Annotated in this window: 20 protein-coding genes; 11 read left to right on the top strand and 9 right to left on the bottom strand. The window is 49.4% G+C overall.

Annotated elements, in window-relative coordinates:
* The 10 genes from MJ768_RS11800 to MJ768_RS11760 all read left to right on the top strand — a co-directional run.
* Positions 1 to 1,053, top strand: a 1,053-nt coding sequence (locus MJ768_RS11800) for a TIGR03013 family XrtA/PEP-CTERM system glycosyltransferase (RefSeq protein ID WP_239292045.1), incomplete at its 5' end; no start/stop codon positions are given.
* A gap of 18 nt (positions 1,054 to 1,071) precedes the next feature.
* Positions 1,072 to 3,168 (top strand): XrtA/PEP-CTERM system histidine kinase PrsK, encoded by a 2,097-nt coding sequence (gene prsK / locus MJ768_RS11795; protein WP_239292044.1) that lies wholly within the window; start codon positions 1,072 to 1,074, stop codon positions 3,166 to 3,168.
* 4 nt (positions 3,169 to 3,172) lie between these two features.
* The gene (gene prsR, locus MJ768_RS11790; RefSeq protein WP_239292043.1) at positions 3,173 to 4,534 is read left to right on the top strand and encodes a PEP-CTERM-box response regulator transcription factor; all 1,362 of its coding nucleotides are present in this window, start codon (positions 3,173 to 3,175) and stop codon (positions 4,532 to 4,534) included.
* A gap of 361 nt (positions 4,535 to 4,895) precedes the next feature.
* Positions 4,896 to 5,024 (top strand): hypothetical protein, encoded by a 129-nt coding sequence (locus MJ768_RS15185; protein ID WP_256449861.1) that lies wholly within the window; start codon positions 4,896 to 4,898, stop codon positions 5,022 to 5,024.
* Entirely contained in the window at positions 5,024 to 6,670 is a 1,647-nt protein-coding gene (locus MJ768_RS11785) for an ArnT family glycosyltransferase (RefSeq protein WP_239292029.1), read from the top strand. Before MJ768_RS15185 ends, MJ768_RS11785 begins: the two co-directional genes overlap by 1 nt.
* Complete coding sequence (locus tag MJ768_RS11780) at positions 6,667 to 7,038, top strand: SMR family transporter (protein WP_239292027.1); 372 nt, start codon at positions 6,667 to 6,669, stop codon at positions 7,036 to 7,038. The genes MJ768_RS11785 and MJ768_RS11780 overlap by 4 nt, the downstream gene beginning before the upstream one ends.
* Complete coding sequence (locus MJ768_RS11775) at positions 7,035 to 8,156, top strand: DegT/DnrJ/EryC1/StrS family aminotransferase (RefSeq protein WP_239292025.1); 1,122 nt, start codon at positions 7,035 to 7,037, stop codon at positions 8,154 to 8,156. Before MJ768_RS11780 ends, MJ768_RS11775 begins: the two co-directional genes overlap by 4 nt.
* Positions 8,157 to 8,244: 88 nt before the next feature.
* A complete protein-coding gene (locus MJ768_RS11770; protein WP_239292024.1) occupies positions 8,245 to 9,183 on the top strand; it encodes a glycosyltransferase in 939 nt (312 codons plus the stop codon).
* Entirely contained in the window at positions 9,180 to 10,106 is a 927-nt protein-coding gene (locus MJ768_RS11765; RefSeq protein ID WP_239292023.1) for a formyltransferase, read from the top strand. Before MJ768_RS11770 ends, MJ768_RS11765 begins: the two co-directional genes overlap by 4 nt.
* A 118-nt stretch (positions 10,107 to 10,224) precedes the next feature.
* Positions 10,225 to 11,121, top strand: coding sequence for a polysaccharide deacetylase family protein (locus MJ768_RS11760; RefSeq protein WP_239292021.1), 897 nt, complete (start codon positions 10,225 to 10,227; stop codon positions 11,119 to 11,121).
* Between the two features lie 300 nt (positions 11,122 to 11,421).
* On the opposite strand, the gene MJ768_RS11755 is transcribed toward MJ768_RS11760, so the two are convergent.
* The 9 genes from MJ768_RS11755 to MJ768_RS11715 form a co-directional block, all read right to left on the bottom strand.
* The gene (locus tag MJ768_RS11755) at positions 11,422 to 12,225 is read right to left on the bottom strand and encodes a DODA-type extradiol aromatic ring-opening family dioxygenase (protein ID WP_239292019.1); all 804 of its coding nucleotides are present in this window, start codon (positions 12,223 to 12,225) and stop codon (positions 11,422 to 11,424) included.
* Between the two features lie 363 nt (positions 12,226 to 12,588).
* The gene (locus MJ768_RS11750; RefSeq protein ID WP_239292018.1) at positions 12,589 to 14,229 is read right to left on the bottom strand and encodes a sensor domain-containing diguanylate cyclase; all 1,641 of its coding nucleotides are present in this window, start codon (positions 14,227 to 14,229) and stop codon (positions 12,589 to 12,591) included.
* A gap of 314 nt (positions 14,230 to 14,543) precedes the next feature.
* Positions 14,544 to 17,771, bottom strand: a complete 3,228-nt coding sequence (locus MJ768_RS11745; RefSeq protein WP_239292015.1) for an ATP-binding protein — start codon at positions 17,769 to 17,771, stop codon at positions 14,544 to 14,546.
* A gap of 8 nt (positions 17,772 to 17,779) precedes the next feature.
* On the bottom strand, positions 17,780 to 18,991 hold the full coding sequence (locus tag MJ768_RS11740; protein WP_239292013.1) for a hypothetical protein: 1,212 nt from the start codon (positions 18,989 to 18,991) through the stop codon (positions 17,780 to 17,782).
* On the bottom strand, positions 18,966 to 19,472 hold the full coding sequence (locus MJ768_RS11735; protein ID WP_239292012.1) for a substrate-binding domain-containing protein: 507 nt from the start codon (positions 19,470 to 19,472) through the stop codon (positions 18,966 to 18,968). Before MJ768_RS11735 ends, MJ768_RS11740 begins: the two co-directional genes overlap by 26 nt.
* A 46-nt stretch (positions 19,473 to 19,518) precedes the next feature.
* Positions 19,519 to 19,734 carry a hypothetical protein gene (locus tag MJ768_RS11730; RefSeq protein ID WP_239292011.1) on the bottom strand — a complete coding sequence of 72 codons (216 nt, stop codon included), beginning with the start codon at positions 19,732 to 19,734 and terminating at the stop codon, positions 19,519 to 19,521.
* A 175-nt stretch (positions 19,735 to 19,909) separates the two neighbouring features.
* Positions 19,910 to 20,350, bottom strand: a complete 441-nt coding sequence (locus MJ768_RS11725; protein ID WP_239292010.1) for a response regulator — start codon at positions 20,348 to 20,350, stop codon at positions 19,910 to 19,912.
* 582 nt (positions 20,351 to 20,932) lie between these two features.
* Positions 20,933 to 21,220: a YbdD/YjiX family protein gene (locus MJ768_RS11720; protein WP_239292009.1), complete on the bottom strand. Its 288-nt coding sequence runs from the start codon at positions 21,218 to 21,220 to the stop codon at positions 20,933 to 20,935.
* 23 nt (positions 21,221 to 21,243) lie between these two features.
* Positions 21,244 to 23,316 (bottom strand): carbon starvation CstA family protein, encoded by a 2,073-nt coding sequence (locus MJ768_RS11715; protein WP_239292008.1) that lies wholly within the window; start codon positions 23,314 to 23,316, stop codon positions 21,244 to 21,246.
* Between the two features lie 339 nt (positions 23,317 to 23,655).
* On the opposite strand from MJ768_RS11715, the gene MJ768_RS11710 reads away from it, so the two are divergent.
* On the top strand, positions 23,656 to 24,639 hold the full coding sequence (locus tag MJ768_RS11710; RefSeq protein WP_239292007.1) for a malate dehydrogenase: 984 nt from the start codon (positions 23,656 to 23,658) through the stop codon (positions 24,637 to 24,639).
* Positions 24,640 to 24,795 lie beyond the last annotated feature (156 nt).

The following is a 24,795-nucleotide window of genomic DNA, read 5'->3' as shown; positions in this document are numbered from 1 at the left end:
TTTCCTTCAATCAATTACAATCGACTCGGCGGTCAACGTTGGGTTGCTACTGATCAATTATTCAAATTGAAGTTTTTAGAGTCACGAATTATTTTTATAGGGTGCGGTACGTTGGCAAAGGAATGCAGTGATCTGGCCATGCATAATATTAGCTACCATAAATATAATATCGTTGGCTTTGTTCAGTTGCCAGGCGAAACAAGTTGTACTCTACCGTCTACTGTTTTGCCTACTGGAAATTCATTAATAAGTTTGACAAACAAATATAACGCGAATGAGGTCATTGTTGCGGTAAATAATCGACGAGGTGAAAGTTTCCCCATTCAGGAATTATTGGTATGCAAATTAAATGGGATTAAAGTGACCGATGCAGCGTCTTTTTTTGAGCGTGAGGCATGCCAGATCAGGGTGGATTCTCTTCAACCAAGTTGGTTGGTTTTTGGTGGTGGGTTTGACCAGAGTTTCCTGCGATCTTTTATTAAAAGAATTTTCGATTTATTCGCCAGCACTATTATTTTGATTGTTTCGTTGCCGGTGATGTTGATTACAGCGCTGTGCATTTATGTTGAAGACCGAACCCCAATTTTTTATCAACAAGAACGAGTTGGCATGGATGGCCATACTTTTATGGTGCTGAAGTTTCGTAGCATGCGAAATGATGCAGAGAAAGGGATGAACCCTCAATGGGCGGCTGCAAATGACACACGTACGACGAAAGTGGGACGTATCATTCGCAAGCTGAGAATCGACGAGCTTCCACAAATTCTAAACGTTTTTAAAGGAGAAATGAGCTTCGTTGGGCCACGCCCGGAGAGGCCTTTTTTTGTAAATCAGCTCTGCGATGAAATTCCTTATTATAACGTGAGGCACAGTATTAAACCGGGAATAACGGGCTTGGCTCAAGTACGCTACCAGTATGGGGCCTCAGTTAAGGATTCTATCCAAAAGCTCCAATATGACTTGTACTATGTGAAAAACAACAGCTTGTTTCTGGACGTGCTTATATTGATCGATACTTTTCAGGTTGTTATATTGGGCAAGGGCAGCAGATAGCCCATGGACCAACCTTAAATGTTGACAAGCATCACCGCATATAGCTATGGCATAGCCGCGGTAGCATTTTTTATGCTAACCGTTCTATTGTTAACCAGTTGGCGTGCCCGTATTTTCGGGACAGCGCTGACAGTTGCCTGCGTGATAACAGCGTTCTGGGCAGCATCAATTGCTTACCAGGCAGCCAGAGGAATTTCCTTGCCGCTGCTGACGGACATTCTGGAAATTCTACGAAATGCAGGGTGGTCTATCTTTCTGCTAATGTTGTTGGGGCCTTTCCAACAAACAAATTCTTTAGCTCCTTTTAAATTTAAACTGAAACCCTACGTGGTTGGCATCGTAGCGTTTTATATTGTGCTCTTGTTCGTGAATATTTATACCTATTGGAAACTTGAGCCTCCTCAAGGAGAGACGGGTTTTATGACGGACATCGTTGGCCGTGTAGTAATGGCGGTTATGGGCATGCTCTTGGTGGAACAACTTTACCGGAATACACCCTCTAAAGGGCGCTGGGGAATAAAGTTCGCCTGTTTTGGAATCGGCGGGCTGTTCGCCTACGATTTTTATTTATATAGCGACGCTATGTTGTTCAGGCAAGTTAATATGGAAATCTGGACTGCCAGAGGGGCAGTCAATGCTCTGATTGTTCCTCTTGTGGCTGTGTCGGCAACACGTAATCCTCAGTGGTCATTGGGTATCTCGGTATCGCGCCGTATTTTGTTTCATTCCGCAACACTGCTAGGCACTGCCCTGTATTTGCTGGCTATGTCTGCTGCCGGCTATTACCTGCGTTTTTTCGGGGGGAGCTGGGGAGCCGTCATGCAAGTGACTTTTTTGTTCGGAGCTGCGGCTTTGCTCGTTGGCATACTATTTTCGGGAGCTTTTCGTTCATGGCTCAAGGTATTCATCAGTAAGCATTTTTACAATTACAATTATGACTATCGTGAGGAATGGCTAGGCTTTACGCGCACATTTTCTGAGCATGGCCACGGACTGGGCGAACGCACCATCCAAGCGGTAGCAGCACTCGTGGAAAGTCCAGGAGGTGTTTTGTTCATTAGCCGGGAATCAGGCAATTGCGAACCTGTGGCTCATTGGAATATGAGTTTGCCGAATGAGTCTGAATCGGCAAGTGGTTCCCTTTGTCAGTTTCTGGAAAACAAGCAGTGGGTGATAGATCTGCAGGAATATGACTCAAATCCTGAAAAATACAGCGCAATTTTTATTCCTCAATGGTTACGAGTTTTACCTAAAGGCTGGCTGATTGTTCCCCTAATTCTGCTGGGGAGGTTGTTTGGCTTTATGATACTGTCGCAGCCCAGAAGTAGAGTTAAGTTAAATTGGGAAGTGATTGATCTGCTCAAAATTGCTGGTAGCCAAGCTGCGAGTTATCTTGCCCAACAGGAATCGACTAACGCTCTTATGGTTGCACGCCAGTTTGAATCTTTCAATCGCATGTCGACTTTTATAGTGCATGACCTGAAAAATTTGGTTTCCCAGTTATCGTTATTACTTTCCAATGCCGAAAAGCATAAGAATAATCCAGAATTTCAGAGAGATATGCTCGATACACTGGATTATTCTGTCCAGAAAATGAAGTTGCTTCTGCATAAATTGAGCAGAGGTTCTTCCATAGAGCATCCTGCACCGCTTTTCGTTGATAAATTATTACGGCAGACATTGGCGCTAAAATCTGCCTTTGAGCCCAAGCCTGAGCTTGAGATACTAGATCCTGGCCTGGTGGTAGTAGCTAATTGGGATCGCCTTGAGAGAGTGATTGGCCACATTATTCAGAATGCTGTTGAAGCCACACCCAAGAATGGCAAAGTAATAATCCGTATTTCGAAGCAGGAGGCTTTTGTGGTCGTCGAAATCAAAGATACCGGTCAAGGCATGAGCGAAGAGTTCATTCGTGAACGGCTATTCAAGCCCTTTGAGTCTACAAAATCGGCAGGCATGGGAATTGGCATGTTTGAGAGTCGTGAATATATCCACGAACTGGGTGGCCAGATTGAAGTCTCCAGTCGTCAAGCTACCGGCACTACTTTCCGAGTGATTTTGCCGTTTCATAGGCATGTTGATGATGTCAGGGACGCCGCGTCACGGCAGGAATAATTACATGAATCAAGATAAAAAAAAGCTGCTTGTTATTGAAGATGATCTTGGCTTGCAAAAACAATTGCGCTGGAATTTTGATGCTTATGAAGTACTGTTGGCGGGAGACCGTGAAAGCGCGCTGGCGCAGGTCAGACGGCATGAACCTGCGGTTATCACCATGGACCTTGGACTTCCTCCCGACCCCGATGGGGCTACGGAAGGATTGGCAATCCTGCAACAAATTCTTGCGCTTGCCCCTGACACCAAGCTGATCGTGCTTTCAGGGAATCAGGATCATGCCAATGCGGTGAAAGCGATTGGCATGGGTGCTTATGATTTTCATCAGAAACCGTTTGACCCGGAGATACTGGGGTTAGTGGTTGAACGTGCATTTTATTTGCACGCACTGCAACAGGAGAATCGCAGAATTTTACAGATTCAGGCGGATTCTCCCTTATCTAGCATTATCAGTCGGGATCCCGGCATGTTGAAGGTGTGCCGTAGCATCGAGAAAGTAGCGCCATCCTCCGCCTCGGTCATGCTGTTGGGTGATAGCGGAACGGGCAAGGAGCTGTTGGCGAGAGCGCTGCACCAGATGAGCCCCCGGCAGGAGAAGCGCTTCATGGCAATCAATTGCGCCGCAATCCCGGAAAATCTGCTGGAGAGCGAGTTGTTCGGCTACGAGAAGGGAGCGTTTACCGGAGCCGCCAAACAGACGTTGGGTAAAATTGAACTTGCCGATGGAGGCACCTTTTTTCTTGATGAAGTAGGGGATATGCCCATGCTTCTACAAGCGAAACTTCTCAGATTTTTGCAAGAAAGGGTAATCGAAAGAATAGGAGGGCGCCAGGAAATTCCTGTTGATGTACGGATCATCTGCGCAACACATCGTAATCTGAAGGAATTGAGTGTTGCAGGGCGTTTCCGTGAAGACCTTTATTACCGTTTAAGCGAGATTGCAGTCACTATTCCCCCACTGCGGGAGCGTGTGGGCGATGCCGCATTGTTGGCGCACCACTTTAAAAACAAATTCAGCGTCAAGGAGGGGCGTTCTTCACTAAACTTCAGTCAGGAAGCTCTGGCCATGATAGAGGGATACTCTTGGCCAGGTAATGTGCGCGAAATGGAAAACTGCATTCGGCGTGCCGTCATCATGGCTGAAGGCTCCCAAATAAGCATAGAAGATATCGGTCTGTCGTCTTCACCCAAAATAATAGAGTCTATTAACCTGCGCCAGGTACGTGATGACGCTGAATACAATGCCGTGGTGAAAGCGCTGGCGAGAGTAAATGGCAATATTGCCAAGGCGGCCGAATTGCTCGGTATCAGCCGTCCAACACTCTACGATTTAATAAGCCGTCATGGTATTGTAAGCAAAGTTTAAGAGGAGCTGCTGATAAACCTGAACATTTAATTTGTGACTTGCGTTTTGACGCCACATCGATTTTCGGAAGAGAGTAAATTATTCTATGGGGCGTTTTTAGAAAGGCAAGTCTCACGAAAGCATTGTCACCGTAACTTTTTGACCCCCTTCTTTTTTAATGTAGGCTATTTGATAAGGTAAGGTTTGACTTGTATCAATAGCCAGTTAGCCCGCTCTATCTCCGCTATATGGGACTTGAAATTGACACCCAGGCATAGCTCATAAAGAATTAAACCTTTGGCCCATTTTTTACTTGCGAATTAAAATAACAATTAACTGGTATAAGACATGGCTGTTTTCCCATAAAAAAGGAATCTGATGAATGGAGTTTGAATTGACCAGTGGCATACTTGGAGCGGTAATGAAAATTGATCAATTGTTAAAAGTCATCGGTATTTCTTCTTCGATCGGTATCTCACTATTGCTGATGACACGAAAGCTGGTGCATTAATGGCAAAAATGGAGATTAAACGCTGGTGGTGGCTATTGCTAATGGTCGTCGTGATTTGGTTTGGCACTTTGGAGTACCGCAAGCTGATAAAGCCGGATGAAGGACGCTACGCCGAAATTCCGCGGGAAATGGTAGCGAGCGGCGATTGGGTGACGCCGCGCCTGAACGACCTGAAATATTTCGAGAAACCTCCACTACAATATTGGGCGACTGCGACCGCATATACCTTGTTTGGTGAGCATCATTGGACGTCACGCTTGTGGCCTGCATTGACCGGTTTTGCCGGTTTGTTATTGGTGTGGTTTGCCGGTACGCGTTTGTTCGGGCGCGAAGCAGGGCAGTATGCGGCCTTGATTCTTGGCAGCAATCTGTTATATGTGGTGATCGGGCATATCAATACGCTCGATATGGGCGTCACGTTTTTCCTCACCCTCGGCATCGTCGGCCTGTTACTTGGTCAGCAGGCCGAAGCCGATCCGCGTACCCGGCGCAATTGGCTCTATTGCGCATGGGCGGCATTGGGTTTGGCAGTGTTGAGCAAGGGGCTGATAGGGCTGGTGTTGCCAGCTGCCGCGCTGGTGATTTATTCTGTGGTGCAGCGCGATCTGACACCATGGAAACGTCTCAATCTGGTGTCCGGGCTATTACTGTTTCTGCTTGTCACTGCGCCATGGTTCATTCTGGTGATGAAAGCCAATCCAGAATTCTTCGAGCGTTTCTTCATTTACGAGCACTACACGCGATTTTCTACCAAGGATTTGGGACGTTATCAACCTTGGTACTATTTTATTCCCATCCTCCTGGCAGGCATGTTGCCATGGACTGTTTTAATGTTTGATACCTTGCTACGCACTTGGAAAGGGTCGGCGTATACCGCCACGGCATTTAACCCGGAACGCTTTCTGCTGATATGGGTAGTGTTTATTTATGCCTTCTTTTCGGTGTCCGGATCAAAACTACCGTCCTATTTGCTGCCGATGTTTCCAGCACTGGCATTGTTAATGGGCAAACGGCTGGCCGAGATACGCGAGCGAGTATTGCTGTGGCAACTCGCTCCTGTCTTGCTGGTGCCGGTGGTAACGTTGGGATTCGCACCATTTACGGAAATGCTGGCAGAAACACCGCTAAAAATAGAAATGTATAGCGATTATGCAACTTGGGCCGTGGTGGCAGCACTGGTTTATCTGTTTGGGCTGATCTCCAGCATGGTTTTGTTGGCACGCAGAAAAAAATCTTTGGCAGTACTGGTGGTGGCATTAAGCACTTTGATTGGGGCACAAATTGTTTTATCCGGGCATAATACTGTGGCCAGATGGCGTTCTGCGTACCACATTGCCGAGTCGATCCGCTCCTATGTCAAGCCCGATATCCCATTGTATTCGGTGGGCACCTACGAGCAGACTCTGCCGTTTTACCTGAAGCGTACCTTCACCTTGGTTGACTATCAGAATGAAATGGCATTCGGTATTATGCAGGAGCCTCAACGCTGGATACCAGACATCGCCAGCTTCGCGAAAATATGGGATAAGCAACCAGCAGCGCTGGCGATCATGCCGGTTCAGTTATACCCACAACTTACACAGCAGGGTTTGGCAATGAAGATTATTTTCGAGGACACGCAACACATCGTCGTGAGCAAACCATGAGCCTGATCAGCTTCGGCCTGATTTTCGCTGGCGTGATGCTCAATGTTGCTGCGCAACTTATGATCAAGGCCGGAACCAACAGCATTGGCTATTTCGAATTCAGTCGCAGCAACGTCCTGCCAATCGGTGTGCGTCTTGCCACCGAGCCGCACATTATCGGGGCAATAGCCTGTTATGCGCTCAGCGTGGTGATCTGGATACTGGCTTTATCACGCGTGCAGGTCAGTATTGCTTATCCGCTGCTGTCTATGGGGTATGTTGTAAATGCGGTAGCGGCGTGGTGGTTTTTTAATGAATCAATCAACCCGGCTAAAGTGGCCGGCATCAGCGTTATCATTTTGGGCGTCGTCATTATTTCCCGAGCATGAGCGAATTTCTTCCGTTTTCTCGCCCATCAATTGATGAGGCTACTATTGCTTCTGTAGCGGAAACCTTGCGTTCCGGCTGGATTACCAGTGGCCCCAAGGTGCAGGAATTCGAGAAGCAACTCTCTGAATATTTCGGTGGACGTCCGGTGCGCACCTTCAATTCCGGCACCTGCACTATGGAAATCGCCCTGCGTATTGCGGGTATAGGCCATGGTGACGAAGTCATCACCACGCCGATTTCCTGGGTGGCTACAGCCAACGTCATACTCGAAGTCGGCGCAACCCCGGTGTTCGCTGATGTTGATCCGGTCACACGCAACATTGATCTGGACAAGGTTGAGGCGGCAATCACGCCGCGCACCAAGGCAATCATCCCGGTCTATCTGGCGGGCAAACCGGTGGATATGGATCGCCTCTATAAGATAGCTGCCAGACACAAATTGCGCGTAGTCGAAGACGCTGCGCAAGCCATCGGTTCGACATGGCAGGGCAAGCCCATCGGCTCGTTCGGCGATTTCGTGTCGTTCAGCTTCCAAGCCAACAAGAATATCACCACATCGGAAGGCGGATGTCTGGTGCTGAACAACGCAGAGGAGGCCACACTTGCCGAAAAGTATCGGCTGCAAGGCGTCACGCGGAGCGGCTACGACGGCATTGAGGTGGACGTGCTGGGTGGCAAATTCAACATGACCGACATTGCCGCCGCCATCGGCTTGGGTCAGTTCGCGCAATTAAATGTGATCACCGCACAAAGACGTAAATTGGCGCGGCATTATTTCGCGACACTCGGTAAAGATTTCGAAGTACAAACTGGCGCGCAATTACCTCCGGCTGATTTTGAAAACACCAACTGGCATTTGTTTCAGATAGTGCTGCCGGAGCGCATCACCCGTGCTGATTTCATGGCGCGCATGAAAGACAAGAACATCGGCATCGGTTATCACTATGCGCCTATTCACCTATTCAAACTCTATCGAGCACTGGGTTTTAAGGAAGGCATGTTCCCAATTGCAGAGCGTGTTGGGCGTCAGATCGTTTCCTTGCCAATGTTCGCGGCGATGAATGAAAGCGATGTCGAGCGCACGTGCGTTGCGATGTGTGAAGTATTGAAAAATTAGCGCACGCTATGCTGCTGGCCAACCCTTATTTTGCTTATACCCATTCCCAATTTCGTTAACCTCACCCTCTGCGGTAAAATGCTGCGCCATGAGCACCCCCCAACTTTCCGTCGTCATTCCTGTTTATAACGAAGAAGAAGGTCTGCAGACCTTGTTCGATCGTTTATATCCGACACTGGATAATCTCGGTATTAGCTACGAGATCGTGTTTATCAATGATGGCAGCCGCGACCGTTCGGCAGCCATCCTGCGCGAGCAATTCCAGCGCCGCCAAGATGTAACGCGGGTGATCCTGTTCAATGGCAATTTCGGTCAGCATATGGCGATCACTGCGGGCTTTGAACATGCGCGCGGTGAGCGCGTGGTAACGCTGGACGCCGACCTGCAAAATCCGCCGGAAGAGATAGCTAAGCTGCTCGCCAAGATGGATGAGGGTTACGATTACATCGGTTCAATCCGTAAGCAGCGCAATGATAGCTGGTGGCGGCATGTGGGTTCACGCGCCATGAACCGGTTACGCGAACGTATTACAAATATTAAAATGACTGATCAGGGCTGCATGTTGCGCGCGTACGACCGTCCCCTCATTGATGCGATCAATAGTTGTAAGGAGGTGAATACTTTTGTCCCGGCTCTGGCCTATACTTTTGCGCGCAATCCTGCCGAAGTGATGGTAGAACATGAGGAGCGTGCGCTGGGTGTATCAAAATATTCGTTGTACAGTCTGATTCGTCTTAATTTTGACCTGATGACCGGATTTTCTGTAGTGCCCCTGCAATGGTTCTCCATGGCTGGAATTGCAATTTCATTGATGTCAGCATTCTTCGTGGTCTTTCTACTGGTGCGTCGCCTGTTTGTCGGCCCCGAAGCGGAAGGGCTGTTTACCCTGTTCGCCATCGCTTTTTTCCTGATTGGCCTCACCCTGTTCGGCATCGGTCTGCTGGGGGAATACATTGGCCGCATATATCTGCAAGTGCGCCATCGTCCGCGCTATCTGATCCAAGCTGTATTGGACAAGACTAAATGACGCGCGTGGTAGTTTTTGCTTACCATAACGTGGGTGTTCGTTGCCTGTCCGTATTGCTGGCGCATGGCATGGAGGTGGCGCTGGTGGTTACTCATCGTGACAACCCGAAAGAAAATATCTGGTTTGCCAGCGTGGCCGACTTGGCTATGCTACATGGCATTCCGGTCATTACACCGGACAATCCAAATACGGTGGAAGTGCTTGAGCAGATTCGAGCGCTACAACCAGACTTTATTTTTTCCTTCTATTATCGCGAAATGTTTAAGCGTGAGTTGCTGGAAATTCCTAAACATGGTGCGCTCAACATGCATGGCTCGCTGCTACCGAAATATCGAGGCCGGGTGCCGGTAAATTGGGCCATCATTAACGGTGAAACAGAAACTGGCGCGACTTTGCATTACATGACTGAAAAGCCGGACAACGGCGCGGTGGTAGCGCAGCAGGCCGTACCAATATTGCCTGATGACACTGCATTCGAAGTGTTTCAAAAAGTCACCGTGGCGGCTGAAATCGTACTGCATGCTTGCTTGCCCGCTCTACTTGCAGGTACAGCAATACCAGTGAAGCAGGATTTGAGCAAAGGTGCATATTTCGGTGGACGCAAACCGGAGGATGGCATTATTGACTGGTCGCAAGATGCGCGCAGCATTCACAACTTGGTGCGTGCTGTGGCACCGCCCTATCCGGGTGCGACCACACAACTTTTGGGCAAACCCATGCGCATCCTGCAAACGCTGGTCACAACTTGCGCTGCAACGGGTGAGACACCAGCTTTCTACGTCAAGGAAGGCAAGGCATACGCTATTTGTGGGCAAGGCGTACTGCGCGTAGTACGTTTTGAGCTGGATGGCATAGAGATGAGCGTCACAGAGTTCGCTACACAGTACGGGGCGGCAAGATTTGAATTTAGCGCGTCTTTATAATTGTTAAAGAATTTGCGTGTCATTTATCGAGTCGCTCCGATGGATGGATTGTGACCGTTATGGGAATCAGTACAAGTTTGGTATTCATCATCCCCGCGCAGGCGGGAATAAAATTTTCATGCCCCAGTTAGCTCTTAAAATTGACGTTGATACCTATCGCGGCACGCGCGAGGGGGTCCCGCGTTTAGTAGAAACGCTGAAGCGGCATGATGTGCAAGCCACATTTTTCTTTACTCTCGGTCCTGACCACACAGGGCGTGCTATCCGGCGTGTATTCCGTCCCGGATTTTTAGGCAAGGTATCGCGCACCTCAGTGCTGGAACACTACGGCATCAAGACGTTACTGTATGGCACCTTATTGCCTGGGCCGGATATTGGACGCAGCTGTGCACAGATATTACGCTCGGTACGCGATGCAGGTTTTGAAGTCGGCATTCATTGCTACGACCATATCCGCTGGCAGGATTATGTCGCTGGCAAAGGTGCCGAGTGGACAAGGCGTGAGATGCAGCGCGCCGTGGATAGATTCATCGAGATTTTTGGCGTAGTGCCCAAGGCGCATGCTGCTGCCGGTTGGCAGATGAACCGGCATGCCCTGCGCCTGATGCAGCTACTCGGTTTTGATTACAGCTCCGATACACGCGGCACACATCCCTTTATCCCTACTTGGGATGCTGAAATTGTTGCATGCCCGCAACTACCTACCACCTTGCCTACGTTGGATGAAATCATTAATCGAGAGGGAGTCACGCTGGAAAATGTGGCGCAGCACTTACTGCGGCTGACTGCAACCCCGCCTGCTATGGGCCATGTATTTACACTGCATGCCGAGTTGGAAGGCGGAAAGTGGATGCCGGTATTTGAACAACTCATCACGGGCTGGAAAGAGCAGGGCTACGAGCTTGTTTCATTACGTCAGTATTTGGAAAATCTTCAAGGCACTCTTCCACGGAATGAGCTGGTGATAGGGGCAGTGGATGGACGTAGCGGGACACTGGCCATGCAGGGGAAATAGGCGCGGCGGACTCCAGATTTTCAGTTTTGTTGGAATTTTAGTGGCTTCTCACAAGATGAGCTGGATGCGATTGCGTGGAAACTGAACATACACCCACAAAAGTCACTCGGGTTCAAGTGTCCGGCACAGTTGTTCACGACGGACGTTTTTAACTTCAAGCAGTATCATGCTGCGCATTTTGCACTTGGGATTTAAACCGCTATTTCCCTTGCTGCAGTGATATGCCTAATCCGACGCTTAAACAAAGTTATTAGTTCAGCCGAATTGTATGCGTTATGGTTTGGCTTTCCTGTCATCTCATCAGTTACCAAACCGGTATGAAGCCATAGCAACATTAAATACTTTATCTACAAAAATACGGCTTCCGACATCATCACCGGCTGCACCTACTACTACCATTAACGGAATGAGGTGGTCTTCCCGTGGATGAGCCAGTCGAGCTACCGGTGCTGTTTCCCAATTAATTAATTTTTCAGCGCGAATAACAGGGTTTGGTTCGGAAATTGCTTCATTTAGATACTGCTCGAATTGTTCTGACACAGGTGTCGCATCGGTTTGTCCGAATCCTCGCATGTTGTGGTAAGTAAGACCACTTCCGATGATCAGAATACCTTCATCCCGAAGGGGTTTTAGTGCTTCACCAGCCCGAATGTGCTCCAAGGGATCGTAGTTCGACTTCAATGAAAGCATTACTACTGGAATACTTGCATCTGGGTACATCAGGAACAAGGGAACAAAGGTTCCATGATCGAATCCTCGATGCGGATCTTCGTTGCTGCTGATTCCCGCTTGACCGAGTAGCTCGCGAACGCGGCTTGCGAGCGCAGGCAATCCTGGTGCTGGGTATTTGATCCGGTAGGTATGTTCAGGAAAGCCGGAGTAATCATACTTCATTGGAGGATTGACTGCAGTTGATACTGTAAATTCGCTTTCCTCCCAATGGCCCGTAATGACCAAAATCGCTTTCGGTTTGCAGGGGAGACTTTCCGGAAGCTGACTCAATTCCCGGGCGGTTTTTGCAAACTGTTTTTTCATGTCGTCAATATATGGCCAAGGACCACCGCCATGCGAGATGAAAAAAGTCGGAAGTTTAGTGTTGCCCATATTTTTACTAACTATTTAATAGTTTGTTTTTAAACATAATTTTGTAGTTATAGTAAGGCAGTAGCGTTTTAGAACTCGAGGCGGCAATCAATGTATTTAGGGCGCCTCTAAAAATTCAAGTTTCTAGGCAAGACAAGGCACGAGTAAAAAATTTGAGCGCTGCATATATTTGATATGTAAGCGATAATTTTTTTCGAGCAACGACGTATTGTGACGAAAATTGGATTTTTAGAGGCGCCCTTTATTGTTCACTACAACAAAGATGTCAAGCCCTTTATCTGAACCGTAAAGCCTCTCCGACATCTTCCAAAAAGTCATCAGAGCCAACAGTCGCTTAAGTTCCAAACAGAATGCCATACTACACTAGGTTGCGTAGTGTGCTCGGTTGCGGCCAGCGCGCTTCGCTTCATAGAGCGCACTGTCGGCACGGGCAAACACCGCTGTTGGTGTAGCGTCGTCGGACTGCTGGCACTGCACGATACCGATACTCACCGTCACCGAGACTATCTGGCCGTTGGCGCTGTAGCGCATGTCATTTACCTGAGAACGGATGCGCTCCGCCGTTTTCAGCGCCATATCCGCCGTTGTTTCAACCATGATAATGGTGAACTCATCGCCACCATAGCGCGCAGCATAATCCACGCTACGAATCGACCGGCCAAGTATCTTGGCCACAGCTGCAATTATCTCATCACCTGCAATATGACCGTAGCTGTCATTGAGAGTCTTGAAGTAATCGATATCCATCATGAGTACTGCAAAGGGCCGCTGGTTACGCTTGAATCGAGCGAGCTCATCTTTCAGGATCGCATCGAGTTTACTACGGTTATACAGACCGGTAAGACCATCGGTAATTGATAGCGTTTCGAGCAGCTGATTTTGTTGCTGCATGGCTTTATTTGCGGCCACTATTTCGTCATGACTATGACGCAGCTTGTCCGCCATCTGGTTAAATATCCGGGTGAGGTGGCCGAATTCATCATTTCGTGTCACAGGTAGCCGCACATCAAGATCGCCGCCAGCGATGCTTTTGGCTGCATCGATCAGATGCTGCAGCGGCGTGACGATTGAACGCCCCATCCGAAAAGCCACCGCTGTCACTACCAAAACGAGTGTGCACACCAGTGCCAGAAACAGATTGCGAAAATCCACCCAAGCAGCGTAGACATCGGCATGATCTCGTTCTGCCACTACCGTGACCGGTAGCGCAGCAGGCGTATCTGCCAGCCCGATGACTTCACGATGCATTAGTCCTTGAAAGATCATGGACTCGCCGGGTCGTGCCAGCAGTTGCCGCAGTACCACTGCATCCAGCGACATTAGCTTGGTTGCACCAGCGCGGCTGCTAAGCAGCTCCCTGCCGTTCTGGTCCAGCAATAGCACCTCGCCCAGTGGTGACTTCGTCGAGCTTTTTAGATAGGGCTGCGCGGTACGAAGATCAAGCACGGCCACCAATGCTCCCATCAGCACATTGTCGTACGACAACACAGGAACCGCAACGCTAAGCGTCGCGGTGGCGCGCTGCTTTTCCCAATGGGGCGGTACGAGCACAACGCCTTCGGTGAGTGCACTCTCCGGCCAGCTTTGCGGCAAAGTTACAGCTGAGGGTGCCGTCGCGCTGCTGGCCACAATCTGCCCGGCAGCGCCCACCACGGTTAATTCCAATATTGTGTCAAGTTTTGATTGCACCGAACGCAGATAATGCGTCAAGGCCTGCGGAGTTTTATTGGGTTTGCCTGCAAACGGGTGGGCAGTCGCAGACAGTCCGTCGATGACTGCATTGGATGTGGATAGTGCGCGCACTGTGTGGATGTGCTTATTGATCCACAGTTCCAACTCACGACTGGCCTGGCTTGCCAGGGCGCGCAGTTCACGGGTTACATTGTCGCTGATCTGCGCCTCGTTCTGGCGGAATGACAGCAGCCCCAAGCCCAGCGACGGGATAAGCGTGGCCATGATGGCGAAAACAAAAATTTTGCTTTTAATGCTCTTCAACAATACCATTTGTATGAACTTCCTTGCTAAAAAAGAAAAGCTGTCGAGTGTGATGTGCCCGACCATAGGACAATTATCCTAGAAGTGACGTTGAACTTGGTTTTATTTGCTGAAAGTAAAAACAAAAGACTGTAAATGATTAAAATGGTTCAGCAACTATCTTTTTGGAATATAGATCAAATACTAACTTGCAAAGAGATTCGCATCTCGACTGACCGAGGTGCTGAATATTGCGGTAAGTCTGAGTCGCATGATTATCAAAATCGGCACCATTACTTTTGCAAGTGCGGAATCATATCGAATCAATATTACTAAATATTCTTTCATACTAACCCCTTATTGATGTTCTCCGAAATCTGCACCAGCAATGTCCGCATTTGCGCGACAATGTCCCGCGCTTGCTCAGTATCTCCACCACTCTTGAGCTGCTCTAACGCCTGACATAGTTCGCCAAAACCCATGGCACCCACAGTTCTGGCCGATGACTTGGTGCGATGCCCCAGGGCGCTCAGCGTCGCTATGTCTCCATGTGCCAGCGCAGTTTCGATCTCAACTATTGCTTCCTGAGTCAAGTCTAAAAACATCATGACATATTTGCGAATTTTATCAGGATGATTTCCCAATATTTTGGACAGTATTGACAGATCGATGATGCTTGGGTCGCTTGTACCTACTACTTCAGTTGCTTCCACCGCTGCAGACTCCAGGAATGAGGTCGTCGCGGGTAAGGATACGACCCGATCGGATCGCTGCATAAGCCATTTGGAAAGTGTCGTAAGGAGAAGCTGGAGCTCGATCGGTTTAGTTATGAAATCATCCATACCCGCGTCGAAACAACGTGTCCAATTTTCACGCCCAGCATTGGCGGTCATGGCAATTATCCGCGTGGCCGCGAGCTTAGGGTTGGCCCGAATCTGACGGGTAGCTTCAAGGCCATCCATCACGGGCATCTGCATATCCATCAGTACGCAGTCAAAATGTTCTTTAACCAGCAGATCAAGGGCTTCTTTTCCATTGTTGGCAATGACAACGGCTGCGCCAGCTTCTTCCAACAGTTCTTTGGCTACTTGCTGGTTAAAGAGATTATCTTCAACCAGCAGGATAAATGAGCCTTTGATTATACCCAGATCGACCGATGGCGCGGTTTGAACAGCCATAACCGGCTTGACGCCTCGGCCCAGTCGGGCAGTAAACCAGAAAGTGCTGCCCTTGCCGGGCTGGCTCTCTACCCCAACTTCGCCGCCCATCATTTCGGCCAGTTGTCGGCTGATGGCCAGCCCCAGTCCGGTGCCGCCATATTTCCGTGTGGTTGAAGCGTCGGCCTGATGAAATGGCTGGAATAGTTGAGCGATTTGTTCTGCGCTTATGCCGATGCCGCAATCCTGCACTTCGAAGCGTACCAGGATGTCTGTTCCGTCTGATCCGGAGATTTGATTTTCAATGATTCGGGCACGGACGACTATTTCACCCGTATCAGTAAATTTGATGGCGTTGCTGGTGTAATTAAGCAACACCTGATACAGCCGCAACGAGTCTCCACGAAGCGGATGGGATAAGTCAGGGCTAACGTCAAACACAAGCTTCAGGCATTTGCTTGCAGCGCTCTCGCCAAGTTGGCTGGAGATGTTCTGCAGTATTGTATCCAGCTCAAAATCCAGCACATCCAACTCGATTTTGCCCGCTTCTATTTTGGAAAAATCGAGCATTTCATTGATCAGGCTCAATAGGTGCTGTGCTGAATGGTCAATCTTTGCAACATAATCAAGCTGCTTGGGATTAAGTTCGGTACGTCGCACCAGATGCGTCATGCCAATGATGCTGTTCATCGGGGTGCGGATTTCGTGACTCATGTTGGAAAGAAATTCGCTCTTGGCCTGGTTGGCTGTCTCGGCTTGTTGCTTGGCTTGCTCGAGTTCGAAAGTACGTTCCTCAACCCGAACTTCCAGGCTTGCATTCAGATTGAGCAAGTCTTGCTCGGCACGCTTGCGGTCGGTGTGATCAATCCCGACTGACAGGATCATTGCGGTCTCGTCCGGCTGGCCGGAAAGACGTGAGTGATTCCAGGTAATTTCGAATTTTTCGCCTGGCTTGCTCATTAAAATGGATTCACGCTGAATGTGCTTATGCCCTCCCGTCACGAGATTTTGCAATGACTGTTGCATTTCTGTTTCAGCCGTTTCAGAGTGATTAGTTATTTGAACAAAACTCTTGCCCAACAATTCTCCCTCACTGCAACCCGTTAACAACTCCCCATAACGATTCAGACTGTGGATCGATCCATCGGCTGACTGCGTCAGAATGATGACCTGTGCGGTATCGAGCAGGCTTTCATTAAAATCCCGCTCAATTGATATACGATGCAGCATATCCTGCAACTCTCCAGCATGTGCTGCCACTTCCTGCTCCAGCGTTTCCAACCGAAAAGACAAGGCAACCGCAGCCTCACCCAAGCTGTCAATTTCGTCATCCACAAAACGTCGGCCACGTGGGGCAATTTTCGCACGTGCCTCGGCAAAAGCACTTCGTCCCAGCAAAGGGATTGCCCGTACTGCCCGCGTCATGCGCTGCAAGGGCGCATTCACAAGAAAAGCCAATAACAGCAAAGAGAGCAATGATGTCGCCAACTCGGCTCCTAAACGGCTCAACACCGATATTCGAATTTCGGCCAAGGACTGAGTCAAATCATCGATCACCACTAGCATGGCGGTGGAATGTGCGCCACTGGCATCATCCATAGTCACAAACGACAATTCGAACTGTTTGTCTTGGTAAGGAACCAATTGCCAATTTGCTCTACTTTGCTTAGGTGGCAAAGCCCGTAATTGATGGAGAACCGGAAGATTTCGTTCTGAGCCACTCAGCGCTACCACCTGCAAGCCTAAGTCAGGCAGCGAATTTTTATCGGTCATAAGGCCGTTAGGGGCCAGCACGCCAAGATCGGCTCCGGATAATCGATTGAAGGAAACGATCACTTCGGTCAGCGAGCTACCCAATACAATTACCCCAGCCACTTGGCCCGCCGACAGGATCGGAGCTGCAGCAAACTGCGTGCATGTCTGCCGACAGTGCGTCCAATGCATGGCACGCTCTTGCGAAATTACGGCACGCACACGGTCATCCTGCTCTATATCAGTGGACGCATCCGCATGCCAAGCGGCCAGAGTGGCCCCTGTTCTGGAATACACTTTCATGGAATTGATGTCGAGATCGAGCTGCAAGACAGGCCAGTAACTATCGAAGTGCTCACGAAGCCGCAGAGATCCCGGCTTCAACTGGAATGTACTTCCCGCGCCAACCGTCGCTAGCACGCTGGCCATCGTTTGCAAACGCAGAGCGGAATCGGTGTGCACAGCGGTAGCTTCAGAAATCAGGCGCTCGCGCGAAGCAGTACGCTGCTCTTCGAAGTGTGTCTTCAAATCACGAAAATGCAGCCAGGAAAGTGTGCCATTGACCAAGAGCATCACCACGCCCAGCGTTAGTAGCACTTTCCACTTCAGGCTCAAGAACCTGAACGTACTGTGGCCTGAACCAGAGGATAGGCTATCCGACATGAGGGTCACTAAAACCGGAAGGAAGCCAGTAGCATGAGCATGTCCCAACGTTGCACCAGAGCCGAAGGGTTGGGGTTATCCTGAACCGGCAAGTAACCGGTGCCGTCAACGCGATGATACTCGGCACGCAGCATGAACTCGGGTGTCAAATCGAAGCGCACTCCTGCAGTCCAGTCTTTGGAAAAGCGAGTAAAGGCCGGCCGGTGCGTGGCCGCAGCAAATTCCTTGCCATCACGATCCCCGCTATCGGCATACATCACATCGTAACGCAACAGCGCTTCCCACTTCGAAGCCAACCGGTAACTGCCCTGAACATAATAGCTTTGGCCATGAATGGTGGAATCTGGAGCATTTGGACCAAAGTTCTTATTTGAAGTCGGTCGTAGGGCATATTCACTGGTCAGGCTCCAGTGTTCGGCGTTGTATTGGGCAGAGAAGATCTTCGGCGTAAACTTCATCTGCCCCGCCTGCAGCACATCTCCCACGCCAGGATTGTAGCGCGCATCAAGTTGCAAGGTGGTAAACCCGAGACGATACTTGCCACCGTCCCCCTCGTATATTGCTTGGAAAATCGGCATTAATTTCGATTCGAAGCTACCATTGGGGATCAAACCAACCAAGGCCACTTTGGCTGCTTCACTTCCAATCTGGGGTTGCCCGAGGGCAAAGGTCACGAACAGGCTGCCGGCTTCACTATAGCGATCGAGATAAAGCTCTGCTCCATCAGACGCGACGGTAACGTTGCGCGTGCGCTCGAAATAAATGGATTGCGGCAGGAGGATGCTGGGCCGAGTGAAAGCGACATCGCGTGTTTTGTTATACAGTCCATAGGCATTCTTCACCCGACCCAAGCGAATCCCACTACGGCCTTGCTCGTTCGACGATACCGTCCAGTCGATTAATCCGTAATCCAATCGTAGCTCGCCGTTATCGGTCCCCCCGGCCTTGTGCGAAAGCAACCCGGCGGATAGCTGCACATCGGAAATTGGCCGCAAAGAACCATTTACGCCTATTTCTCTAAAATCCGGGCTAGCTTTTTTATTACTCTGACCGAGGAAGTTATTGTCGCTGGTGATCACCACGCCCTGCGTGAGAAACCCATGCAGCTGTAACTCGCTACCCATCAGATTTTCGGCATGCGCAAACGTAGTCCAAAGTAAAAAAATACCCTGGATAAAAATCCCAGCTGCAGTCTTAGCGAATTTGAAGGATGCGCACATTTTTAGTGATCTCGTTTGTTTTGATATAGCCGATCGCCCCTGGCGTCGATGCTATTTTAGATAGCATCTCTTGCACGGAGGCGACTTGCTCCGGATATTGCCCCTGCCCGGAAAACACCTGCCGATCCCAAGCCAATCGCAATTGATGGGGGAATACTTGCAGAATATTCTTGCTGAAGTCGCTATGTTCCGGCGTATCATCCTTCATCACGAACACCTTGACTGGCGTATCTACTGGCCATTTGCCTAGGCGCATGCCAAAGATAGCGCGCAACGAGCTTCGGGAAATCACGTTTTCACTGGTCGCAGGGAACGTAATGACAACCACAGCCGGCTCTTGAGTGTCGGCATAAGAATTTGCAGTAAACAGAAATACCGCCAGCATGTAAAGCGGACAGGCTCGCCAAAACAAAGCAAAAATACTAATGCCGGAAAGATTTTTCATCGCTGAAACGGGATACAGACGAATAGATTCGAACATAGGTTGATAATGGTCGAGTTCAGTGCGTTGTCTTTTGCTTCAAGCTTCATGCCTGTCGGTTCTTTGGCATAAAAATCGCGTACTTTTGTAGGGGAGGGCGCATTGCCAGCGCGTGATAAATGTGCCAGTCACGCAGATTCAGTGCGTCCGCGAAATTGAAGCGTGCAGGTCCACCACTCAAATCCATGTGAAACAGCTTGCTTGCTTCGGATAAAGCAAACACTGTTGTCTGAATATAGATTGATTGACCACTACGTTTCATTAATTATCTTCCCTAATCTGATAATGACAGTCATAAGATGCAAACAACGAATAGTGTGCTTGCACAGGCGTTGGCGAATTTTGGGCCGGCAGCCAAGAAATAAGCGCCTCCGTGCAACGCATAGAGCAGCGACAAGCCCACTAGCTTGGGTAAATTAGACCATCAATAATAATTTTCATTTGCCTTGGCAAAATCGGGTAATAACGGATGCCAGCTCATCGCGTGCAATTGGCTTTATCAGGGTACCCAAAGGAATCAAGCCAAGCTTGCTGGAATACTTATCCATTCCGGACAACAGATGCTGTTGGGCTCCTGAGATTAGGATGACGTCGCCAACATAACCTTGCATACCAAGATGCATCAGAAAACCAACACCGTCCATTCCAGGCATGCTGAGGTCGCATATCAATATGTCCGGCTGTAATGATAGCCCGGCTAACATAGCTAGACCCTGCTCGCCATTTTCAGCCTTAATAACTTCGGCTACACCTAATTCGAGCAGCATGTCGCCAACAAATTCGAGTGTAAACTTGTCGTCGTCCAACAATAATACCCGTAGGTTCTTCGCCGCTATCATCTGTGCCGCCCCGTTCTCATTCGTGCCAACCGCAATCATACTAACTCCTTATTTATATTCTATAAAATCATCGCCAGCAACAGCACCCATTTGCACGACAATATCTTACACTTACTCGACATCTCCACCGTCCTTGAACTGCTCTGCCTGACACAGGTCACCAAAACCGACCGCACCATCAGATCTGACCGATGACTTGGTCCGGTGCCCCAAAGGGCTCAGCCTCACCATCAATCTGGCCCGGGGAGCTTGGTTGGCCTTACAGGCTACCGAATCGTTCTTTTGTCCCATTCCGGCGGTCAATCTGACTTGCCGGTTTGTACAGTGCATTTGGCTGATTCAGTATTTGATCCAGCCTCAGTCAAAACATGTCTTCCTGGGAAATTTGCTCCAATTTACGTGGTTAAATTTTTAAATAAATCCGCATTCAATAGATTGAATCCTTGAAAATTCAACATAGCTTGAATATCCCTGAAAGAAATAAATACACCACTTCTCAGTGTCGCTCAGGAAAGACTAATCACGGCTGCGCAACGGAAAACTTTAGAGGGCATTTGTAAAATTTAGAATAGTTCAAATATATAGCCCACTAACCTATGATGCGCTGTGGTCAGCATTAACTCAGCAGCACCGCTGGATACCGCTCCACTTTTGTTGCTGCTGGTAAAGGAAAAAATCTTTGCGCGCTAGCGGCGTAGTATCAGGATAACTGGCTGCATGTTGTGCAATATAGCGTTCGTAAGCATTATCTCCACTCAATTCACGTATAGCACGCCATACATATGACAATAACGGGAGCAGTTCGATACAGGTTTTGTTTGTCCTGAGTGTAGCGCTTTGCGCGATGTGCTGATGTATATCCTGGGCAGTTTCAAACACAGGCAAACTAGAATCATTTACCGCGGACATTGATTTATTCGCGCTTCTTTCAGTCAATCCCGAACCCATGCTTCCTCCATCCCAGTCAACTGGTACGACACCTCGGACAACGGAGGTACCGGCTTGCCATTCAGGTAGCGGATGCAGACACGCAGCATGTCGAACACGATCAACCACAACATGCAGACAAAAAACAAGGTCAGCACTGCATCAAGGCGCTGGTTGAAGATGAGCTGTGGTGCGATGGCCGCCTTTTCTGGAGAAAGAAGACCTGATGCGAGTTTTGTGGCGAGGTCATTGGCAGCAGCGAGGAAGCCGATACGCACATCTGTGCTGGTGATTTTTTCCCACGCTGCGCTGCTGGTAATTATGATCAGCCAGACAAGCGGCAGAGCTGTGATCCAGGCATGTTTTAGCTTGTCGGACTTAACCAGGATGCCAGTGGCGACGCACAGTGCAATGGCGGCCAGAATTTGATTCGAGATGCCAAACAGCGGCCACAGGATATTGACACCGCCATTGGGATCAATCACGCCAATATATAGAAAATAGCCCCAGGCAGCCACAATGATGCCGCTGCTCAGCAATACCGATGGATACCATGAGGTGCGGCCCAGTGGTTTCCAAATATTGCCTAGCATGTCTTGCAACATGAAGCGGCCGACACGCGTACCTGCATCCAGCGTTGTGAGAATGAAGATGGCCTCAAACATGATGGCGAAGTGATACCACATGGCAAGCATGCCTTGACCAAAGGCGCTGCCGAAAATACTGGCCATGCCGACCGCAAGCGAGGGCGCGCCGCCAGTGCGCGCGAACAGGGTAGCTTCACCCATCTGCTGCGCCAGCAAATTCATCTGCGCCACCGTGACCGGAAAGCCCCAGCTGGAAATTTTTGCCACCGCATCTGCCGCTTCCTTGCCGACCACGCCAGCAGGAGAATTGATAGCAAAGAACACGCCGGGGTCTAACACCGTGGCTGCAATAATCGCCATTACTGCAACGAAAGATTCCAGTGCCATGCCGCCGAAGCCGATCATGCGGATGTCGCGCTCATTGCTAAGTAGCTTGGGCGTAGTGCCGGAGGCGATCAGTGCATGAAAGCCAGAGATTGCGCCACAAGCGATGGTGATAAACACAAAAGGAAATAACTTACCTCCAAAAATAGGGCCGGTCCCATCGACGAACTGGGTGAATGCGGGCATTTTTACGCTCGGTTGCATCCACACAATGGCCAGCATCAATAGGATGATCGTACCGAGTTTCATGTAGGTAGAAAGGTAATCTCGTGGCGCGAGCAGCAGCCATACTGGCAGGATAGCTGCTGCAAAACCGTAAGCAATTACCACCCAAGCTAACGGCAGGCCGGGATGATCAAAAAACTCGCGTAAGCCCGGCTGGTGTTCAATCCATCCACCACCCGCAACAGCCAACAGTAACAAGATGACGCCAAGTAATGAACCTTCAAGCACACGGCCCGGGCGGATGGTACGCATGTATAGGCCCACCAACATAGCGATGGGGATAGTGGCAGCCACGGTGGAGGTAGCCCAAGGACTGTGTTTCATGGCATTGACCACTACCAAGCCAAGCACCGCGATGAGGATTATCATGATAAACAGCGTGGTGGTTAGCGCGGCTATGCCACCGATGGCACCCAATTCATCTCGCGCCATTTGACCCAAGCTACGGCCATTACGACGGGTGGAATAAAACAATGTGACCATGTCCTGCACACAGCCGCCGAGTACTGCGCCGAACAATATCCACAGCGTACCTGGCAAGTAACCAAACTGTGCAGCCAGTGTCGGTCCGACCAGAGGCCCTGGTCCTGCAATGGCGGCGAAATGATGACCAAATACGATCCAGCGGTTGGTCGGAATATAATCTCGCCCGTTATCGAGTCGCTCTGCGGGTGTGGCACGAGTCGGATCAATGAGCAGGACTTTGGTGGCAATCCATGTCGCATAGAAACGGTAAGCAATCGCATATACGCACAGCGCGGCTGTGATAAACCACAGCGCGTTGATCGACTCGCCGCGATTCAGCGCTATACCGCCCAATGCGGCGGATCCAAGCAAGGCGACGGCAATCCAGACAAGGATGGCCGCCAATGATTTTTTCATAGTATATTTTTTTTCATGATGAAATTCTGGCAAGTAATTTTTATGAAAAAAGTAATTGTAAATTATGACATGCCTCGCGCCTGTTTACTGCCCTTCTATTTTAAGTCATGCAACGATTTATCTTATCTGCACGGCAGGCATTGTTAAAAGAGACAGGCCCAGCCACTAAGATGGTGTTTTAAATAATTTTTATTATAAATTCAATATGATAAAAACATATGCTGTTCGTATTTTGATCGGCATTCAATTGGGCTTTAAACCAAACTTTTGAGCGCCCCCTTTGCCTGACTGGCAAACACTGTCAGAATGTCTACATAATTCATCGCGCAGGAGATTGCTATGAAAGCACCTATCCGCATCGCTATCACTGGTGCTGCTGGTCAGATCAGTTACAGTTTATTGTTTCGCATCGCCAATGGCGATATGCTGAAACACGAACAGCCCATCATCCTGCAACTGCTGGACATACCACAAGCGCAGCAAGCGTTGCGTGGAATAGCGATGGAGTTGGAAGACTGCGTATTTCCCATGTTGCAGCAAGTTATCATTACCGATGACCCCAAGGTTGCCTTCCGCGATGCAGAAATTGTCCTGTTGGTTGGCGCGCGTCCGCGTAGCAAGGGCATGGAACGCAATGATCTAATCGAGATCAACGCTGGAATCTTCGCCGAACAGGGTAAGATTCTCAATGCATTCGCCGCACCTCATGTCAAAGTTTTAGTGGTTGGCAACCCGGCTAACACCAACGCACTAATCGTCATACGTAACGCACCCGACCTCAACCCAAAGAATGTCAGCTCTATGATGCGGCTTGATCACAACCGCGCCATCGCGCAGGTAGCGCGCAAGCTTTCCCAGCCCATAGGCAACATCAAAAAAATGGTGGTATGGGGCAACCATTCCGGCACACAATATCCCGATCTGTCACATGCCGAAATACGAGGGCGCAAAATCCTCGACATTCTGCCAGATCATAAATGGATTGAAAGCGAGTTTATCCCCACCGTGCAAAAGCGCGGCACGGTGGTAATCGAAGCGCGCGGCTTGAGTAGCGCTGCCAGCGCTGCCAACGCAGCCATCGGCCATATGCATGATTGGATACTTGGCTCGCACCATGATGACTGGGTCACCATGAGCGTACTATCGGATGGAAGTTACGATATACCAGCAGGCGTGGTGTACGGTTTTCCGGTTACTTGTCACAACGGCGACTACCAAATTGTGCAGAATCTGCCCATCAGTGAACTTGGCCGCCAACATATGCTGGAAAGTTATCGTGAATTATTGAAAGAAAGTGAGCAAATAAAACATCTACTAGGTTAAATACCATGAATAACTCATTCACTTGTTTTAATTTTAACCTCACCATCTGGATACACAAAAGCTAAAAAATAACAAAGCGGGACGACATTTCTGTTTTATTGCTAAGGAAACGCTGAATAATTCACCGCACAGCAGAGTCCGGTGCGTAGTTTCCGG

Origin of the sequence: Candidatus Nitrotoga sp. 1052, from assembly GCF_927312905.1 — a bacterium.
Lineage (GTDB): Bacteria > Pseudomonadota > Gammaproteobacteria > Burkholderiales > Gallionellaceae > Nitrotoga.
The sequence above is the reverse complement of the archived record's forward strand: the minus strand, read 5'-3'. Positions and strand labels throughout refer to the sequence as shown.

Coding starts and splice junctions, on each gene's coding strand:
- MJ768_RS11750 (WP_239292018.1), bottom strand. CDS start 14,229: ATGGTATTGTTGAAGAGCATTAAAAGCAAAATTTTTGTTTTCGCCATC.
- MJ768_RS11765 (WP_239292023.1), top strand. CDS start 9,180: ATGACGCGCGTGGTAGTTTTTGCTTACCATAACGTGGGTGTTCGTTGC.
- MJ768_RS11775 (WP_239292025.1), top strand. CDS start 7,035: ATGAGCGAATTTCTTCCGTTTTCTCGCCCATCAATTGATGAGGCTACT.
- MJ768_RS11785 (WP_239292029.1), top strand. CDS start 5,024: ATGGCAAAAATGGAGATTAAACGCTGGTGGTGGCTATTGCTAATGGTC.
- MJ768_RS15185 (WP_256449861.1), top strand. CDS start 4,896: ATGGAGTTTGAATTGACCAGTGGCATACTTGGAGCGGTAATGAAAATT.
- MJ768_RS11740 (WP_239292013.1), bottom strand. CDS start 18,991: ATGTGCGCATCCTTCAAATTCGCTAAGACTGCAGCTGGGATTTTTATC.
- MJ768_RS11730 (WP_239292011.1), bottom strand. CDS start 19,734: ATGAAACGTAGTGGTCAATCAATCTATATTCAGACAACAGTGTTTGCT.
- MJ768_RS11735 (WP_239292012.1), bottom strand. CDS start 19,472: ATGTTCGAATCTATTCGTCTGTATCCCGTTTCAGCGATGAAAAATCTT.
- MJ768_RS11715 (WP_239292008.1), bottom strand. CDS start 23,316: ATGAAAAAATCATTGGCGGCCATCCTTGTCTGGATTGCCGTCGCCTTG.
- MJ768_RS11720 (WP_239292009.1), bottom strand. CDS start 21,220: ATGTCCGCGGTAAATGATTCTAGTTTGCCTGTGTTTGAAACTGCCCAG.
- MJ768_RS11755 (WP_239292019.1), bottom strand. CDS start 12,225: ATGGGCAACACTAAACTTCCGACTTTTTTCATCTCGCATGGCGGTGGT.
- prsR (WP_239292043.1), top strand. CDS start 3,173: ATGAATCAAGATAAAAAAAAGCTGCTTGTTATTGAAGATGATCTTGGC.
- MJ768_RS11770 (WP_239292024.1), top strand. CDS start 8,245: ATGAGCACCCCCCAACTTTCCGTCGTCATTCCTGTTTATAACGAAGAA.
- prsK (WP_239292044.1), top strand. CDS start 1,072: ATGTTGACAAGCATCACCGCATATAGCTATGGCATAGCCGCGGTAGCA.
- MJ768_RS11780 (WP_239292027.1), top strand. CDS start 6,667: ATGAGCCTGATCAGCTTCGGCCTGATTTTCGCTGGCGTGATGCTCAAT.
- MJ768_RS11725 (WP_239292010.1), bottom strand. CDS start 20,350: ATGATTGCGGTTGGCACGAATGAGAACGGGGCGGCACAGATGATAGCG.
- MJ768_RS11710 (WP_239292007.1), top strand. CDS start 23,656: ATGAAAGCACCTATCCGCATCGCTATCACTGGTGCTGCTGGTCAGATC.
- MJ768_RS11745 (WP_239292015.1), bottom strand. CDS start 17,771: ATGTCGGATAGCCTATCCTCTGGTTCAGGCCACAGTACGTTCAGGTTC.
- MJ768_RS11760 (WP_239292021.1), top strand. CDS start 10,225: ATGCCCCAGTTAGCTCTTAAAATTGACGTTGATACCTATCGCGGCACG.